Genomic DNA, 14,896 nt, shown 5'->3' with positions numbered 1-14,896 from the left:
ATACCACAATCAGCCGAGAAAGCGAAAGCTTTAGGCGCCCCGTTCTGCAAAGGAAAGCCGCAGATCGGGCAGTTTTCCACCGGGGTGGGGTACGCGCGCAGAAAAACCCCGGCTCTGACCGCCTTCGATGGACGACGCCGGCGGCGAGATCAGCGTCGTCGCCGTCACGCTGCTGCCAGACATCAGATCGGCGCGAATCTGCGGCATGGCCCGATTGTCGCCGCTACGGTTCTCGACGATACCGTTGATCAGCAGCACGCGCATGCCATTGGCATCCTGCGGCGTCATCGTCACATGGGTGATGTCGAGCGTCGGCCCGGCCTCCGCCGTCGCCGAACCGGCGAACAGGAACGTGAAGCCACCCGCGAGGCTGAAAACGATGACGAACACGACAGCCACCACCGCCGAGAAGAAATCCGCGGAAAGACGCATCAGGCCGCGCTCGATACCGGCAAGGATCCGCTCGGCGAACGGCGGTACGGCGACCGTGGTTTCCGGGCGCCTGGCGCGATTGTCGTTGTGGGAGCGCGGCGTCGGCCCGCGGTGCAAAGTCTCGCCAACCGGGACGAATTGGGCGTCGATCACCTCGCCGCGCCGCTGGCTCACCCGGGTCGCGCGTGCAGAAGGTTCCGGCGGCAGGATGTCCATCCGGATGACTGTCTTGCCCTGATGGCTGCCAAACGTGCTCATGGGGCCCTCTTCGGCCCGTTTTCCCCTTTGTTCGGGATTGCGGGCATTGAATCGAATCCTGCTCAGTCGTAAATTGAAATGGTTAACGTTTGGCAAATACGGCCTGAAATTAGCCCTTTTCCGCGCGTGATTTACCGTTCGTTTACCCGGGTCGTTAAGAGATAGACGGGCACCAGAGAGTCGAAAGAGCGAGGACTGGGTCATCCGTTGATTCATTTCGAAAATGTTGGTCTGCGTTATGGGATGGGGCCGGAGATCCTCCGGGATATGACCTTCGACATCCCCAAGCGCTCGTTCCAGTTCCTCACGGGTCCATCGGGCGCTGGGAAGACCACTCTGCTGCGCCTGCTGTTCATGTCGCTGCACCCGACCCGCGGCATCATCCACATGTTCGGCCGCGACTTGTCGCAGATCCCCCGCGCCGAACTGCCAATGCTGCGCCGGCGGGTCGGCATCGTCTTCCAGGATTTTCGCCTGCTCGACCATCTCACGACCTACGAGAACGTCGCGCTGCCGCTGCGCGTGCGCGGCAAGGAGGAGAGCTCCTACCGCAACGACGTCATCGAACTTCTGAAATGGGTCGGGCTCGGCGAGCGCATCAACGTCCTGCCGGCCGTTCTGTCTGGCGGCGAGAAGCAGCGTGCCGCGATTGCCCGCGCCCTAATGGACCAGCCGGAAATCCTGCTCGCCGACGAGCCGACCGGCAATGTCGATCCGCCGATGGCGCGCCGGCTCCTCAATCTCTTCCTCGAACTCAACCGGCTCGGCACCGCCGTCGTCATCGCCACCCACGACCTGGCTTTGATGGACCAGGTGGACGCCCGACGGATGATCCTCACCGAAGGGCGGCTCGACATCTATGAATGAGCTGAGCCGCCCGAAAGCAACCAAGAGCGCCCAATCGCAGAAGCCCGAAAGCGAGCAGCAGGCTCAATCGGCAGGCCAGAAGCAGGCGCGCCGCGTCGAGATGCGGGTGCGGCCGACCGCGCCGATCCTGCCGCCCTCCAACATCCAGGGCAACGCGCTGATGGTGGTGATCGCCATCATGGCCTTCCTCGCCTGCCTGACGCTCGGCGCGGTGAGCATGGTCAGGGCGACGGCATCGAGCTGGCAGAGCCAGATCTCCCGCGAGATCACCATCCAGATCAAACCCGACGACGGACTGGACATGGATGCGGCCTTGAAGAAGGCCCGCGACCTGGCGCTCACCTTCGTCGGCACCCGCGAAGGCACGATCATGGACGAAAGCGCGACCGCAAGGCTTCTGGAGCCGTGGCTCGGCACCGGGCTGAACCTCTCCGATCTGCCCGTTCCGCGCCTCGTCATCGTCACCATAGACGAGCAGAACCCGCCCGATTTCGCCGGGATGCGCGATCTCCTGAAGACCGAAATCCCGCAGGCCTTCCTCGACGATCACCGGACTTGGGTGGACCGCCTGGTGTCCATGGCCCATACGACGGTGCTGATCGGCATGGGCGTCCTCGTCCTGGTTTTCACGGCGATGATCCTGACGGTGATCTTCGCGACGCGCGGGGCGCTGTCCGGCAATCGCCATATCGTCGAGGTGCTGCACTTCGTCGGCGCCGAAAGCTCTTTCGTAGCCGGTGAATTCCAGAAGCATTTCCTGAAGATCAGCATCAAGGGCTCGGCTGCCGGTGGGGCGCTTGCGGCCGCGATATTCGCCATCGCCAACATGTGGCAGGCCAATTCGCTGGCGACGCCGGAAAGCGACCAGGCGAGCGCCCTGTTCGGCTCCTTCACCATCGGTGTCGGCGGCTATCTCGGCATTTTCGCGACGATGATCGTGATCGCGCTGCTGACGACACTGACGGCCCGGTTCACGGTCATGCGCACAATCGACGAAATCGACCTGATCCGCTCCGATCCGGCACGTTCCGACGGATTATCAGCTTCTTGAATCGGGTCCCGTCCCTCTGTAGGTTGGCCCTGTTCTCGCCACGAATCTCCGGCTATGGACAATCATGACACCGGCCCCGACCACACCCGAAAATGGAACGGAGCGCCACCCGCGGCGGTGGTTCGGTGGCGTGTTTTCACGCAACAGCCGGCTGCGCTGGGCCGCACGCCGCATCATCATGGCCTGCGTGCTCGGTTTGGCCCTGCTTTTCGGCGGTTTTTTATGGTTTGCGAATGCCGTGACCTCGCTGAAAGCGCCTGATGGCGTCAAGGCCGATGCGATCGTCGTCCTGACCGGCGGGTATCTGCGGATAGAGCAGGCGCTCGGGCTCTTGCGGGACGGGGCCGGCCAGCGCCTGCTGATCTCGGGCGCGCATCCGTCCACGAGCCCAACCCAGATCCGCAAGGTCACGCAGGCCTCGCCGGACCTCTTCGCCTGCTGCGTCGATATCGGCTACGATGCGATCGACACGATCGGCAATGCCAACGAGATCACCCGCTGGATCCACGACCACGGATACAGGTCCGTGCTGGTCGTCACCAACAACTACCACATGCTGCGCAGCCTGCACGAACTGCGCCGTGCCGATCCGGTGACGGTGTTCATTCCCTATCCCGTGGTCAGTTCCGATCTCACCCGAAAAGCCTGGTTTGCCGAGCCGGACGTGTTGCGCACCATGCTTTCGGAATACGGCAAGGTCGTGCTGGCCACCGGCCGCGACTGGTTCGGCATCGAGCGCGGCAGCGGATTGCGCAACGATGACCCGCCGAAGACCGCCTCAAAGCCCGCGCCCTGACACTTTTCCCTCCGCATGACGCCGTGGCGCTTTTTTCGCGGCGCGATCTCGTGTAGGCAACGCCTGTCCAAGAGGAAGCCTTTCATGCTGCTGGTGCGTTCGGTTCTTTTCAATATCGCCTTCTACACAAACCTGATCGTCCGCATGATCGTGCTGAGCCCGATCTATTTCCTGATGCCGCGCAAGGCGGCATACCGCATCCCCAAAGCCTGGGCCGCATCCTGCAACTGGCTGATGGCAAAGATCGTCGGCGCCACGTTCGAGATCGAGGGACTGGAAAACGTGCCCGAGGGCGGCTGCATCTTTGCGCCCAAACATCAATCCGCCTGGGATACCGTCGCCCTCCTGCCCTGGCAGCGGGACCCGGTCTATATCCTCAAGCGCGAACTGATGTGGATCCCGCTGTTCGGCTGGTACGCCGCCAAGCAGAAGATGATCCCGGTCAACCGCGGCGCCCGCGGCAAGGTCATGGTCGACGTCATGAACCGGACGAAGGAGGAGATGGCCAACAACCGCCAGCTCATCATCTACCCCGAAGGCACGCGCCGTCCGCCAGGCGCCGAGCCGCAATACCGCTACGGCATCGCCCGCATCTATCGCGACGTGGAAGTGCCCGTCGTGCCGATCGTCGCCCATTGGGGCCTGTTCTGGGGCCGCCGCAAGCTCATCAAATATCCCGGCCATTTCAAGGTCCGCATCCTGCCGCCGATCGCTCCGGGCATGGATCCGGATGCCTTCTACGCCCTTCTGGTCGAGACGCTGGAACGGGAAAGCGACAAGCTGCTGGTCGAGACCGTAGCCGCCAATCCGCACCTGCCGCTGCCGCCGTCGGCGGTGAAGCGACTTGCAGAGCTGAAGGCTCAGACCGCCGCCTGAGTGAAAGTGGCCACGGTAGCGCCGACCTCTTCCAGCCAGTGATCGCGGATACCCATGTCCTTCAGATGCGCCAGCGTATTGAACACGTAGGTATCGTTCGGCCCCGATTGACCGGAGGAAACGCGGACGATCTCGGCCGCCTGCTCGATCTCGAGCGCCCCGGCATACTGGACGTGATTGCGATCAACGATATAACCGACGGCCTTCACCTGCCGCCCGTCGCCGAGCGAGACGGGCAGGATCTTTTCCAGATAGACATTCGTGACGAGTTCGCGGCGGCGCAGATAGTCGAGCACGTCCTCCCGGTTCTCCTCGCTCACCCGAAAGGCGACGCCACGGCATGAACCGCCGCGGTCGAGACCGAGGACAAGGCCGGGGCGATCCGGGGTGCCGCGATGCACGTGAGACCAGACGCAGAGGGAGCGGCGGAAGCCGAAGGCACGTGCAGTCAGTCTTTCCTCAAACGCAAAACCCGGATTCCACATCAGGGACCCGTAGCCAAACACCCAAAATTCGTCCATATCCCGCGCCACACCATTCCAATTGAAGCATCCCGCCCCAAGTTTTCAGCACCATTGGAGAACATCATGGCAGCGTCAAGCCGAACTGGCGTCAGCGGCAAATTATGGCTACTCGCCTGCGGGGTGGTGCTGGTGATCGCACTTTACACCGCCGGATGGTTCTACGGCGCCTCGGTGCTGAAGGAGCGGACGCTGAGCCTGCTCGGCAGCCAGGAAAAGCGCGGCATCTCGGCCGAATGTACTGACGCGGACTATCGCGGCTACCCGTTCCGGATCGGCCTGTTCTGCTCGAAGGTCTCGGTCGACGACCGCACCAACGGCATTTCCGCAATGTTCGGATCCCTGCGATCCGCCGCCCAGGTCTACAATCCCGGCCATATTGTCTGGGAACTCGATTCGCCGATCGAGATCCGCACCGGCCACGGACTTTCGGTCTCGACCACCTGGGAAAATTTCCAGTCGAGCCTGACCACCCGGTTTCGCGGGGTGGAGCGCACCTCCACCGTGATCGAGAACGCCAGGACAAACATCCTGTCGTCGGCCACCGGTCAGGCTTTCAACGTCAGCGCCGGCCACACCGAAATCCATTTGCGCCAGAACGGTCCTGACCTCGACGCGGCCCTGACACTGCAGAACACCGACATGGTGATGAAGGACCTGCCGCAGCTTCTGCCGCGGTTTACTGCCAATCTCGACCTGACCTTGACCGGCCGCGCCGGCATGATCGACGGAAGCGATCCGAACGGCACCGCTCTCTACGGCACGCAGGGCCAGATGCGCAGCCTTTCGGCCGATCTCGGCGAAGGCAAGCTGATCACCGTTTCCGGTCCCTTCTCCTTCGACGAGCAAGGCTACCTGTCGGGCAAGCTGAAACTCCGGGTCGAACAGATCGATGCCTGGCGCGACAGCCTGAGCCAGGCTTTTCCGCAGATCGCGCCGACGCTGAAAACCGCCGCCAACATGCTGTCCGCACTCGGCCGCGGCAAGAGCGCGTCGCTCGATCTCACCATCAACCGCGGCAAGGTGTTCGCCGGCGGCTTCATCCAGATCGGCGAAATCCCGCCGATCTGACCGGGATCACTTCTTGACGTCGAGCGCGTGGCGGCCGAAGTCCGGCGCATCGACGTCCTGGCCGGCCTGCACGATCGAGCGGCGGATGGCGCGGGTGCGGGTGAAAAGTTCGAACAGCTTGTCGCCCTCGCCCCAGCGGATCGCCCGCTGCAGATAGGCGAGGTCCTCCGAAAACCGCGCCAGCATTTCCAGGATCGCATCCTTGTTGTGCAGGCAGACATCCCGCCACATCGTGGGGTCTGACGCGGCAAGGCGCGTGAAATCGCGAAAACCCGAGGCGGAATATTTGATCACTTCCGCGTCGGTCACCGTCTCCAGATCGTCCGCCGTGCCGACGATGTTGTAGGCGATGATATGCGGCAGGTGGGAGACGATCGCCAGAACCTTGTCATGGTGCTGCGGATCCATCTCGTCGATCCGCGAGCCGAGCGCCATCCAGAAGGATTTCAGCGTGTCGAGTGCGGCCTGATCCGTATCCGGCAGCGGCGTGAAGATGCACCAGCGATCCCGGAACAGACCGACAAAACCGGCATCCGGACCCGATTTTTCGGTGCCCGCCAACGGGTGGCCCGGAATGAAATGCACGCCTTCCGGCATATGCGGCGCCATCTGCGCGATGACGGAGGCCTTGGTGGAGCCGACATCCGTGACGATGGCGCCGGGCTTCAGGCTGCCGGCGATCTGCTTTGCAACCGCTTCCGATGCGCCGACCGGCACCGAGACGATGACAAGATCGGCATCCTTCACCGCGTCCGCGGCTGAGGAAACGTAATGCGTGCCCAGCGCCAGTTCTTCGGCACGCTTGAGCGTTTCGGCGCTGCGCGTGGAAATCACCACCTCGCCGGCCAGGCCCAGTTCCTTGACGTCGCGGGCGATCGACGAGCCGATCAGGCCGATGCCGATCAACGCGATCCGGTCGAAATGCGGCGTGCTCATGCGCTTTTGCCCATGAATTCGCCAAGCGTCTCGATGACACCGCGATTGGCCTCTTCCGAGCCGATCGTCATGCGCAACGCGTTCGGGAAACCGTAACCTTTGACGGCGCGAAGGATGTAACCGCGGCTGGTGAGGAAGGCATCCGCTTCCGGCGCCCGCTTGCCATCGACATCCGGGAAATGGATGAGCACAAAATTGGCGACCGACGGCGTCACCTTGAGGCCGATCGCCTCCAGCGCATGGATGAGCTTGCTCTGCCAGAGATTGTTGTGCTCGACGGCCTTTTCGACAAAGGCCTGGTCGCGGATCGCGGCCGCACCCGCGGCAATCGCCGGAGCGTTCATGTTGAACGGGCCGCGCACGCGGTTGAGCGCATCGAGAATGCCGGCCGGGCCGTACATCCAGCCGATGCGCAAGGCCGCAAGCCCGTAGACCTTGGAGAAGGTGCGGGTCATCACGACATTCTTGTTGGAAGATACCAGTTCAAGGCCGGCTTCGTAATCGTTCTTGCGCACATATTCCGCGTAGGCAGCGTCGAGCACGAGGATGACGCTCTTCGGCAGACCGGCATGCAGACGGCGGATATCGGCGACCGGGACGTATGTACCAGTCGGATTGCCCGGATTGGCGATGAACACCATCTTCGTCTTGTCGGTGACGGCAGCGAGGATCGCATCGACATCGACGGTGCAATCCTTCTCCTTCACCTCGACCGCTTTGGCGCCGGCGCCCATGATCTGGATCTTGTAGACGAGGAAGCCGTGTTCGGTGATGATGGCCTCGTCGCCGGCGCCGAGATAGACGTGGCAGAGCAGGCCGAGCAGCTCATCCGAGCCGTTGCCGCACATGATGTTCGCGATATTGAGGCCATGCACCGACGCGATCGCCTCGCGCAGCGCTATCGCTTGGCCGTCCGGATAAAGTTCGAGATGGCCGGCCGCCTGCTTGAAGGCCTCGATCGCCCTGGGACTCGCGCCGAGCGGCGTCTCGTTGGAGGAAAGCTTGAAGACGCGCGCCACACCCGGAGCATGTTCCTTGCCGGGCACATAGGCGGCGATATCCAGGATGCCTGGACGCGGAACGGGCTCACTCGTGACGATGCTCATCGGATCAACCTTTTTGGAAAGCCTGAATGGCGGGTGTGATCCAGTGGGATTAATGCCGAAAAACGCCTTTGTCGAGGGTGTGCTTGACGGGTGCCCCTCACCCTAACCCTCTCCCCGCAAGCGGGGCGAGGGGACTTGCCTCGATCGTCGCCAGAGAGGGACTGGGCGGGTGCGGCATATCCCTTCTCCCCGTCAAAACGGGGAGAAGGTGCCCGGCAGGGCGGATGAGGGGCACCGGCGAAGCCCGTTCACCGAGTCCGCGTCGTCGGCACGCCCTGCGGCGCCAGCACCGGCACGAAGACGCGCCGGGAAGCACGAGCGGCGACCGGCAGGCCCTGGTAGAGCCGCTTCTGGGCCTCCAGCACGATGACCCCGGAAAAGACCGGCCAGAAGCGACGTCCCAAGCGCTCGAAGGCCTGGCGCAGCTTCAGCACGGCGCGGATCTTCGACGGCGGAAAGAACAGCGCCTCGGCACTGGCGCCCGGCGTAAAGTTGGTCTCGCGCAGCAGCGAGGTGAGCTGGCCGCGCGAATAGGGCCGGCCGGAACCGAACGGCGTATGTTCCATTCGGGCCCAGACGCCGCGCCGGTTGGGCACGACGATGACCAGCCGCCCCCCGGGCGCCAGCACCCGCCAGAGTTCTTTCAGCGTCTCCCGCGGATTTTCGGCAAATTCCAGCGAATGCACCATCAGCACGCGGTCGACGGAAGAGTCCGGCAGCGGCAGTTCCTCGTCGAAGACGAGAGCGGTCGAGGAAAGCTCGCTGACCGGCCAGTTCACCGCCCCCTGGCCCGCCGGCATGAAGGCGAAGGTGCGTTCCGTATCGGCGCGGAAACGGTCGAGATAGGGTACCGCATAACCAAGGCCCACCAGCCGCTCTTCCGGCAGCCGCGCCCAGAGCGAAGACAGCGCGAACGTGATCGACTGCTCGGCAAGGTGGCCGAGGGGCGAGTGATAGAATTCGCGGAGATCGACGATATCTGCATGCATGCGTAATTTGGTACCAGACGGCGGTTGGACTTCAAGGGACCAGTCTCTACATTGTGATGCAAAACACTTTCAGCAATGGGGTTATGTTATGAGACCACTGGAACTCGAAGTTTTTTCATGCCGCAGCGATAATTACGGCGTTCTCGTGCACGATCCAGAAAGCGGGCTGACGGCTACGATCGATGCGCCTGAGGAAAAGCCTATCCTCGAAGCGGCGGCCCGCCGCGGCTGGAAGATCACCCATATCTTCACCACCCATCACCATGGCGATCACGTCGAAGCCAACCTCGCGCTCAAGGAAAAGTTCGGGCTGGAGATCATTGGCCCGTTCAACGAAGCGGTGGCGATCCCCGGCCTCGACAAGACCATGGCGGACGGTGACGAATTCCAGTTCGGCGAGCATCTCGTGCGCGTCATCGAGACGCCTGGCCACACCGCCGGCCATATCTGCTACCACTTCCCCGACGACAAGATCCTGTTCGCGGCAGATACGCTGTTTGCGCTCGGCTGCGGCCGGCTGTTCGAACGCCCGGCTGCCGACATGTGGCATTCGCTGCAGAAGCTCGCCGTTCTGCCGGACGAGACGGCCGTCTATTTCGGCCACGAATATACGCTTGCGAATGCCAAGTTCGCGTTGAGCGTCGACCCGGACAACGAACGTCTGCAGGCTCGCGCGAGCGAGATCGAGGCGCAGCGCGCGGCCGGCCGGTTCACCATTCCGACGACGATCGGGCTGGAGAAGGAAACCAATCCCTTCCTGCGCGCATCAGACCCGGCCATCCGCCGAAACCTTTTGATGGAGAGCAAATCCAACGAGGACGTGTTTGCCGAAATCCGCAAGCGCAAGGACAATTTCTGAATGACGCCGGAGGAAATCATCACCACGCTCGGAATGCAGCGGCATCCGGAGGGCGGCTGGTATGTCGAGACATTCCGGGATGTCGAAGGCGGCACGCGCGGCCATTCGACGGCGATTTACTATCTGCTGGAAGCGGGCGAGCGCTCCCACTGGCATCGGGTTCGCGACGCGGCGGAGATCTGGCACTTCTATGCCGGCGATGCGCTGCTGCTGCGGATTTCCAACGGCGAGACGGTCGAAGAGGTGAGGCTCGGAACAGACCTCGCCACAGGAGAACGGCCGCAGGCCGTGGTCCCGGCCGATGCCTGGCAGGCAGCGGAACCGCTTGGCCGCTTCACGCTGGTGGGTTGCACGGTCGCACCCGGCTTCCAGTTTTCGAGCTTCGAGATGGCGCCGCCCGACTGGGAGCCGTCAACTTAGGCCGAAGGCAGCCCGGCAATCGCCAACGTAAAGACAAGCTGCGCTGCGAAATAGGCGCCCCACACGAACGGCTTCAGCCTCGCCATGACAGGCGCATCCGGCTTGACCAGGAACTTCTGGATCGCCAGCGCCGTATCGGACATGACGAACAGCGCAGCACCGGCCGCGGGCAGGATGGGCTTCACCGCCAGCGCCGAAAGCGCCATGGCGACAAGCGCGATCCCACAGACGGCAACGGGGATGGCGAGCCGTCCGGCAGGCCGCCACAGCATGAAAAGCGTCATGCCCATCAGCACCACGAAGATCCATGCCGCCGTATAACGCCAGGCGGAGGCGACGACCAGGCTCGGTTCTATCGACGGCCAGAACAGCGCCGCATAGGCAATATGCGAAGCGAGAAAGGCCGCAAGCCCGGCGACGAAGGCTGGCTCTCCCTCGTAGGCGAGGCAGGCGTCTCCGAGTGCACCGAGCGCCAGCGCTGCGATAAACAGCACCGGCGCGCCGGCAAGACCGGCATAGAACAGAAGCAGCAGGACCGGTAAGGTCTTCAGCACCGCGCGAAGATGGCTTGCCGGCTTTTTTAGCCAGCGGAAATAATGGATCGCAAGCGCGATCGAGGCGGCAAGCACCGCCCATAACAACAGATACATTTCTTCCCCCACGTCCCTGACCCTTTCAGGAACGCCTATTCGGCCACGGCTTCCACAATTGGCTTCGGCCGGAACATATCCCGCGCTGCCAGCACCGCCCCTCCGGTGATCAGCAGGCAGGCAAGCAGAATGCGCCAGTCCGGCTCGGCAAAGCCCGATGCGACCAGGATCAGCGTCGACAGCAGCGGCGCCGCATAGCTGGCCGCGCCGATGATCTGGATATCGCCGTTCTTGACACCGTAGTCCCAGGCATAAAAGGCCGCGCCGACCGGCAGCAGGCCAAGCCCGACGACCGCCGCCCACTCGCCGCCATCGGCCGGCCAGACGGTCGTCTCGAGCGCCAGATGGCAGATCAGCGAGAGCAGCGAGGTCGCGAGGCAGAAACCGGTGACGACATCGGTCGAAACCCGGTCGAACCGCCGTGTCAGCAGGGAATAACCGGACCAGGTGAAGGCGCAGAGAAAGGCGGCACCGTAACCCAAGAGATAGGCGTCGTCGAAGGCAAGTCCGTTGCGCGACACGATGGCGATCGTGCCGCAGAGCCCGGCGACGGCACCAGCCACATGATACCATCGCAGCCTTTCGCCCGGCAGCAGGGCCGAGCCAACGACGATGAACAGCGGCCAGAGATAAGCGATCAGCCCCGCCTCGACCGCCGGCGCGTTCCGGAGCGCGGTGAAATAGAGAAAATGATAGCCGAACAGGCCGCCGATGCCGGTGATCCAAACGTTCGGCGGCTGTTTCAGGAGGGCGATCCGTTCCGGTTTGACGATGAACAGCACGATGCCCGGCAGGCTACCGATCGCGAACGTTATCGCGCTCATCTGGAAGGGCGGCACTTTTCCGGATGCAGCCGTCATCAGGGCAAGCAACGACCACATCAGGATCGCCGTAAAACCGATCAACGTCCCCCGGATTTTCACCCCTGCCCCCTTGGGCGCCCCGACGGGCGCTTTAGTCAGCCGCCATATTTGACGGCCGTCACGTAAACCTGCCCCATCCTGGTCGGGATGACGGCATAGACCGGAGCATATACATTTACCGACTGGGCCTTGGCAAACCAGATTTCCATCGGCGTCTTGCGCAGGTATTCGATATCGCTGCGCCCGCGCTTGAAGCCAGATCTTGGAAGGTAGCGGATCGAACAGACGATCGCCTCGCCCTTGAAACCATCGGTCGAGAACGTCCTGGTGCCCTTCGGCGTCAACACCAGGTCCATGCGCGACTCACCATCGTAGATCGGCAGCCGGCTGGGGCAGACCTTGGCGTCGCCCGGGAAGATGAGGCCGCTCAACGGGTCCAGTACGGCACGCAGGTCCTTTTCGGTCACCGGAATCCAGGTCTCCGGATTACGGGTCGGCTCGGGCTTGACCGTCGTCTCGGTGACATTGCCGTTGCGGTACTCGACGTCGTAGACACGCGTTCGACGGCCGGCGCTGTAGACGAGGTTATAGCGATCAGCCTGCAGCTTGTCGGCCTGCATGCGCCCGCTGACGCTGGTCTCGGCGGAGATACGGCTGATGATGTTGACGATCCCGGCCGATTTGAACGTCCCGGTGATCTTGTAGTCGCTGCTGTTGAATTCGCTGGCAAAAGACGCCTTGGCGATCGGCAGGATCCCGAGCGAGATATCGTATTCGCTGACATGCCGGATTTCCGCCGAGCCGAGCGGATTGGCCGTGAACCCGAAGACGAGCACGAAGGCACTGACGAAACTGCCGCGAAGGTTCATGATTTTGCCCTGACCGATGAGGACGCCGAAAAGCGCCTTCCCGCAGACATATAGACGGTGCATCATGGCAAGAAAATAGCGGCTTCACGGCACGGGCGGCGGATTCTCTTAGGGTGAGGCCAAGGTTTTGGCTTGACGCGACGAGCCCCACTGACTATAGAACCGCAACTTTCCACTCAGGACCAGTTGGATCGGCGCACCGGCATTGTCCGGAAGTACCATCCGATTGCAGAAGAACAAAGGTGTATCCATGTCTCGTGTGTGCGAACTGACCGGCAAGGGCGTTCAGACCGGCAACAACGTAAGCCATGCCAACAACAAGACCCGCCGTCGGTTCCTGCCGAACCTGTGCCAGGTTACGTTGATCTCCGACGCTCTCGGTCAGCGTTACCGCCTGCGCGTCTCGGCACACGCTCTGCGCTCCGTCGAACATCGTGGCGGCCTCGATGCCTTCCTGTTGAAGTCCGACGAGACCGAACTGTCGATGCGCGCTCGCCTGCTGCGCCGCCAGATCGTCAAGAAGACCGCCGAAGTCGCTGCTGCGGCTTAATTGGCCTGACGACAAATCATCCGGCTTTGAACAAGGCTTGAACGGGTAATACCGGCCAGGCCTTTTCTCTTGGCCTTCATAAAACTCCAACTGGTGGCATCACCCAGGATAAAAAAATGCTGAGCTCACGCTATACTTTCATCTATGCCCTGCTGATGGCGGCCGTTGTTGTCGCGTCGAACTTCCTGGTCCAGTTCCCGGTCGTCGGCACGTTCTGGGGCATCGCCCTCGGCGATCTTCTGACCTGGGGCGCCTTTATCTATCCCTTTGCCTTCCTGGTGACCGATCTCGCCAACCGGCAGTTCGGGCCTTCGATTGCCCGACGCGTCGTTCTCGCAGGCTTCGTCGTCGGCGTGACGCTGTCGTTCCTGGCCTCCTCCCCGCGCATCGCCGTCGCCTCGGGCACCGCCTATCTGGTAGGCCAGCTTCTCGACATCTCCGTGTTCAATCGGCTCCGCCGCCAGACCTGGTGGCGCGCGCCGCTCGCCGGCTCCCTGCTCGGTTCGGCACTCGACACGCTGCTGTTCTTCTCGCTCGCCTTCGCTCCGCTCTTCGCCTTCATCGGCCCGAACGAGGACTTCGCGATCCAGTCCGCACCGATCCTCGGCGCCCTTGCCACCGAGGCCCCGCGCTGGATCTCCTGGGCGCTCGGCGACCTCGTGGTCAAGATCCTGGTCGGCGTCGTGCTGCTGCTGCCCTATGGCGCGCTGATGAACGTGCTGAAGCCGATGCCGCAGGTCGCCCCGGCCCGCTGAGCTCAACCTGGGTATTCCGCCTGGCATCACTGCGTCAGGCGGAATTCCAGCATCACGTTCCGCTGCAGCAGATTGCCGTTGTCATCCGAAATCAGGATCAGATGCGGCTTGCCCTCCGGCCCGGTGATGACGTCGAGCCCTTCCATGTTGTCGATCGCATAGCCCATGTCGGCTTCAAGGAGCACCTCCCCATCCACCGCAGCGCCGGGACGGATGCTGTCGCCCCTGATCAGGCGAATGCGCATGCCGAGGCCGCCGAGGAAGCTGAAACGCCGTTCGAGCAGCAGGAAATCGCCGTTCGGCAGAAAGGCCCCATCGGTTGCGTCGAAGGGATCATGCCGCACCACCGTGAACACGCCCTTGAGCGGCCCTTCCAGGATCGCGGCGAAAAGATTGCCCTGATCATCGAGGCTATGCTCGGTGACCGCGACCGGCGCCCCCTTGAGCGGACCGGTCGGAGGCGACACCGCCACCGTCTCCATGCCCGCATTCATCCGGAACTCGTGGCGGGGAATGGGTAGATCGAGGCTCTTCAGGGGAGCCGACGTCTCGAACCCCGGATCGGGATAGGCATCGACGCGGTGCAACTGCTCGAAGCTGACGAGCGCCTGGCCGTCCCGCAGCGCCAGTCCTTCGGCGTCCGAATTGTATTTCGAGCCGACCCGACCGCCACGGATGAGGATCGGGTTGATGGCGAGATCGGTGAGGTTGGCGAGACGCCCCTTGGCATCGCGCTGAATCCGGCCGGTCAACCAGGAGCCGGTATCGAGCACGGACACGAAACGTTCCCCATCGGGGCGAAAGCGGATGCTCGACAGCGACTGTAGCCGGCTATCGGACGACGAAAATTCGATGCCGCCGAGAAATTCGAGCGCGCCGAAGCGCGTTTCCGCCGAACCGAACTTGAATTCGGTGATGATGCGCGCCCGGACCGAAACTTCATCGGTCGCAGGCGCCACCGGGGAGGCGATGGCACCGAATAAGCCGGCCCAGACGACGAGGCGGGAAAGTTTCAAGCGGGCGGACC

18 protein-coding genes are annotated in these 14,896 nt (G+C 62.9%); 9 read left to right on the top strand and 9 right to left on the bottom strand.

Going from position 1 to position 14,896, the window contains the following annotated elements:
- Nucleotides 1-30: 30 nt before the first annotated feature.
- Entirely contained in the window at nucleotides 31-690 is a 660-nt protein-coding gene (locus GQ59_RS12760) for a hypothetical protein (RefSeq protein WP_037081705.1), read from the bottom strand.
- Between the two features lie 207 nt (nucleotides 691-897).
- Here GQ59_RS12760 and ftsE point away from each other — a divergent pair, with 207 nt between their 5' ends.
- From ftsE to GQ59_RS12740, 4 genes are all read left to right on the top strand, one after another.
- Nucleotides 898-1,557: a cell division ATP-binding protein FtsE gene (gene ftsE, locus GQ59_RS12755; RefSeq protein ID WP_007770735.1), complete on the top strand. Its 660-nt coding sequence runs from the start codon at nucleotides 898-900 to the stop codon at nucleotides 1,555-1,557.
- Complete coding sequence (locus GQ59_RS12750) at nucleotides 1,550-2,608, top strand: cell division protein FtsX (RefSeq protein WP_037081703.1); 1,059 nt, start codon at nucleotides 1,550-1,552, stop codon at nucleotides 2,606-2,608. The genes ftsE and GQ59_RS12750 overlap by 8 nt, the downstream gene beginning before the upstream one ends.
- A gap of 64 nt (nucleotides 2,609-2,672) precedes the next feature.
- Nucleotides 2,673-3,404, top strand: coding sequence for a YdcF family protein (locus GQ59_RS12745; protein ID WP_037081701.1), 732 nt, complete (start codon nucleotides 2,673-2,675; stop codon nucleotides 3,402-3,404).
- A gap of 84 nt (nucleotides 3,405-3,488) precedes the next feature.
- On the top strand, nucleotides 3,489-4,280 hold the full coding sequence (locus GQ59_RS12740; RefSeq protein WP_037081699.1) for a lysophospholipid acyltransferase family protein: 792 nt from the start codon (nucleotides 3,489-3,491) through the stop codon (nucleotides 4,278-4,280).
- Here GQ59_RS12740 and GQ59_RS12735 read toward each other — a convergent pair.
- The gene (locus tag GQ59_RS12735) at nucleotides 4,265-4,813 is read right to left on the bottom strand and encodes a gamma-glutamylcyclotransferase (protein WP_037081697.1); all 549 of its coding nucleotides are present in this window, start codon (nucleotides 4,811-4,813) and stop codon (nucleotides 4,265-4,267) included. The two genes, GQ59_RS12740 and GQ59_RS12735, sit on opposite strands and share 16 nt — an antisense overlap.
- A 54-nt stretch (nucleotides 4,814-4,867) precedes the next feature.
- On the opposite strand from GQ59_RS12735, the gene GQ59_RS12730 reads away from it, so the two are divergent.
- Entirely contained in the window at nucleotides 4,868-5,872 is a 1,005-nt protein-coding gene (locus GQ59_RS12730; protein ID WP_037081696.1) for a DUF2125 domain-containing protein, read from the top strand.
- Between the two features lie 6 nt (nucleotides 5,873-5,878).
- Here GQ59_RS12730 and GQ59_RS12725 read toward each other — a convergent pair whose 3' ends face one another.
- The 3 genes from GQ59_RS12725 to GQ59_RS12715 form a co-directional block, all read right to left on the bottom strand.
- Nucleotides 5,879-6,826 carry a prephenate/arogenate dehydrogenase family protein gene (locus tag GQ59_RS12725; protein ID WP_084683136.1) on the bottom strand — a complete coding sequence of 316 codons (948 nt, stop codon included), beginning with the start codon at nucleotides 6,824-6,826 and terminating at the stop codon, nucleotides 5,879-5,881.
- Nucleotides 6,805-7,914, bottom strand: a complete 1,110-nt coding sequence (gene hisC, locus GQ59_RS12720) for a histidinol-phosphate transaminase (protein ID WP_037081693.1) — start codon at nucleotides 7,912-7,914, stop codon at nucleotides 6,805-6,807. Before hisC ends, GQ59_RS12725 begins: the two co-directional genes overlap by 22 nt.
- 248 nt (nucleotides 7,915-8,162) lie before the next feature.
- Nucleotides 8,163-8,903 carry a class I SAM-dependent methyltransferase gene (locus tag GQ59_RS12715; protein ID WP_037081691.1) on the bottom strand — a complete coding sequence of 247 codons (741 nt, stop codon included), beginning with the start codon at nucleotides 8,901-8,903 and terminating at the stop codon, nucleotides 8,163-8,165.
- An 88-nt stretch (nucleotides 8,904-8,991) separates the two neighbouring features.
- Here GQ59_RS12715 and gloB point away from each other — a divergent pair, with 88 nt between their 5' ends.
- Nucleotides 8,992-9,762, top strand: coding sequence for a hydroxyacylglutathione hydrolase (gene gloB / locus GQ59_RS12710; protein ID WP_037081690.1), 771 nt, complete (start codon nucleotides 8,992-8,994; stop codon nucleotides 9,760-9,762).
- Nucleotides 9,763-10,182: a cupin domain-containing protein gene (locus GQ59_RS12705; protein WP_037081688.1), complete on the top strand. Its 420-nt coding sequence runs from the start codon at nucleotides 9,763-9,765 to the stop codon at nucleotides 10,180-10,182.
- Here the strand turns inward: GQ59_RS12705 and GQ59_RS12700 are convergent.
- From GQ59_RS12700 to GQ59_RS12690, 3 genes are read right to left on the bottom strand one after another with little or no spacing between them, the layout of a single operon-like run.
- Nucleotides 10,179-10,832: a lysoplasmalogenase family protein gene (locus tag GQ59_RS12700; protein ID WP_037081687.1), complete on the bottom strand. Its 654-nt coding sequence runs from the start codon at nucleotides 10,830-10,832 to the stop codon at nucleotides 10,179-10,181. The two genes, GQ59_RS12705 and GQ59_RS12700, sit on opposite strands and share 4 nt — an antisense overlap.
- Before the next feature lie 35 nt (nucleotides 10,833-10,867).
- Nucleotides 10,868-11,755 carry an aromatic amino acid exporter YddG gene (gene yddG / locus GQ59_RS12695; RefSeq protein WP_037081686.1) on the bottom strand — a complete coding sequence of 296 codons (888 nt, stop codon included), beginning with the start codon at nucleotides 11,753-11,755 and terminating at the stop codon, nucleotides 10,868-10,870.
- A 35-nt stretch (nucleotides 11,756-11,790) separates the two neighbouring features.
- The gene (locus GQ59_RS12690; protein ID WP_037081855.1) at nucleotides 11,791-12,564 is read right to left on the bottom strand and encodes a DUF3108 domain-containing protein; all 774 of its coding nucleotides are present in this window, start codon (nucleotides 12,562-12,564) and stop codon (nucleotides 11,791-11,793) included.
- Nucleotides 12,565-12,814: 250 nt separating this feature from the next.
- On the opposite strand from GQ59_RS12690, the gene rpmB reads away from it, so the two are divergent.
- Nucleotides 12,815-13,114: a 50S ribosomal protein L28 gene (gene rpmB / locus GQ59_RS12685; RefSeq protein ID WP_037081685.1), complete on the top strand. Its 300-nt coding sequence runs from the start codon at nucleotides 12,815-12,817 to the stop codon at nucleotides 13,112-13,114.
- Nucleotides 13,115-13,230: 116 nt separating this feature from the next.
- A complete protein-coding gene (locus GQ59_RS12680; protein WP_037081684.1) occupies nucleotides 13,231-13,869 on the top strand; it encodes a queuosine precursor transporter in 639 nt (212 codons plus the stop codon).
- A 26-nt stretch (nucleotides 13,870-13,895) separates the two neighbouring features.
- On the opposite strand, the gene GQ59_RS12675 is transcribed toward GQ59_RS12680, so the two are convergent.
- Nucleotides 13,896-14,885, bottom strand: coding sequence for an esterase-like activity of phytase family protein (locus GQ59_RS12675; protein ID WP_051903923.1), 990 nt, complete (start codon nucleotides 14,883-14,885; stop codon nucleotides 13,896-13,898).
- Between the last annotated feature and the right edge of the window lie 11 nt (nucleotides 14,886-14,896).

The sequence above is a fragment of the Neorhizobium vignae genome, from assembly GCF_000732195.1.
Lineage (GTDB): Bacteria > Pseudomonadota > Alphaproteobacteria > Rhizobiales > Rhizobiaceae > Neorhizobium > Neorhizobium vignae.
This window is presented reverse-complemented; position numbering and strand designations above follow the sequence as displayed.

Excerpts from the sequence above, each read along its gene's own strand:
- rpmB (WP_037081685.1), top strand. The coding sequence starts at position 12,815 with ATGTCTCGTGTGTGCGAACTGACCGGCAAGGGCGTTCAGACCGGCAAC.
- GQ59_RS12750 (WP_037081703.1), top strand. The coding sequence starts at position 1,550 with ATGAATGAGCTGAGCCGCCCGAAAGCAACCAAGAGCGCCCAATCGCAG.
- GQ59_RS12730 (WP_037081696.1), top strand. The coding sequence starts at position 4,868 with ATGGCAGCGTCAAGCCGAACTGGCGTCAGCGGCAAATTATGGCTACTC.
- GQ59_RS12690 (WP_037081855.1), bottom strand. The coding sequence starts at position 12,564 with ATGAACCTTCGCGGCAGTTTCGTCAGTGCCTTCGTGCTCGTCTTCGGG.
- GQ59_RS12740 (WP_037081699.1), top strand. The coding sequence starts at position 3,489 with ATGCTGCTGGTGCGTTCGGTTCTTTTCAATATCGCCTTCTACACAAAC.
- GQ59_RS12715 (WP_037081691.1), bottom strand. The coding sequence starts at position 8,903 with ATGCATGCAGATATCGTCGATCTCCGCGAATTCTATCACTCGCCCCTC.
- GQ59_RS12745 (WP_037081701.1), top strand. The coding sequence starts at position 2,673 with ATGACACCGGCCCCGACCACACCCGAAAATGGAACGGAGCGCCACCCG.
- GQ59_RS12700 (WP_037081687.1), bottom strand. The coding sequence starts at position 10,832 with ATGTATCTGTTGTTATGGGCGGTGCTTGCCGCCTCGATCGCGCTTGCG.
- GQ59_RS12680 (WP_037081684.1), top strand. The coding sequence starts at position 13,231 with ATGCTGAGCTCACGCTATACTTTCATCTATGCCCTGCTGATGGCGGCC.
- hisC (WP_037081693.1), bottom strand. The coding sequence starts at position 7,914 with ATGAGCATCGTCACGAGTGAGCCCGTTCCGCGTCCAGGCATCCTGGAT.
- gloB (WP_037081690.1), top strand. The coding sequence starts at position 8,992 with ATGAGACCACTGGAACTCGAAGTTTTTTCATGCCGCAGCGATAATTAC.
- GQ59_RS12760 (WP_037081705.1), bottom strand. The coding sequence starts at position 690 with ATGAGCACGTTTGGCAGCCATCAGGGCAAGACAGTCATCCGGATGGAC.
- GQ59_RS12705 (WP_037081688.1), top strand. The coding sequence starts at position 9,763 with ATGACGCCGGAGGAAATCATCACCACGCTCGGAATGCAGCGGCATCCG.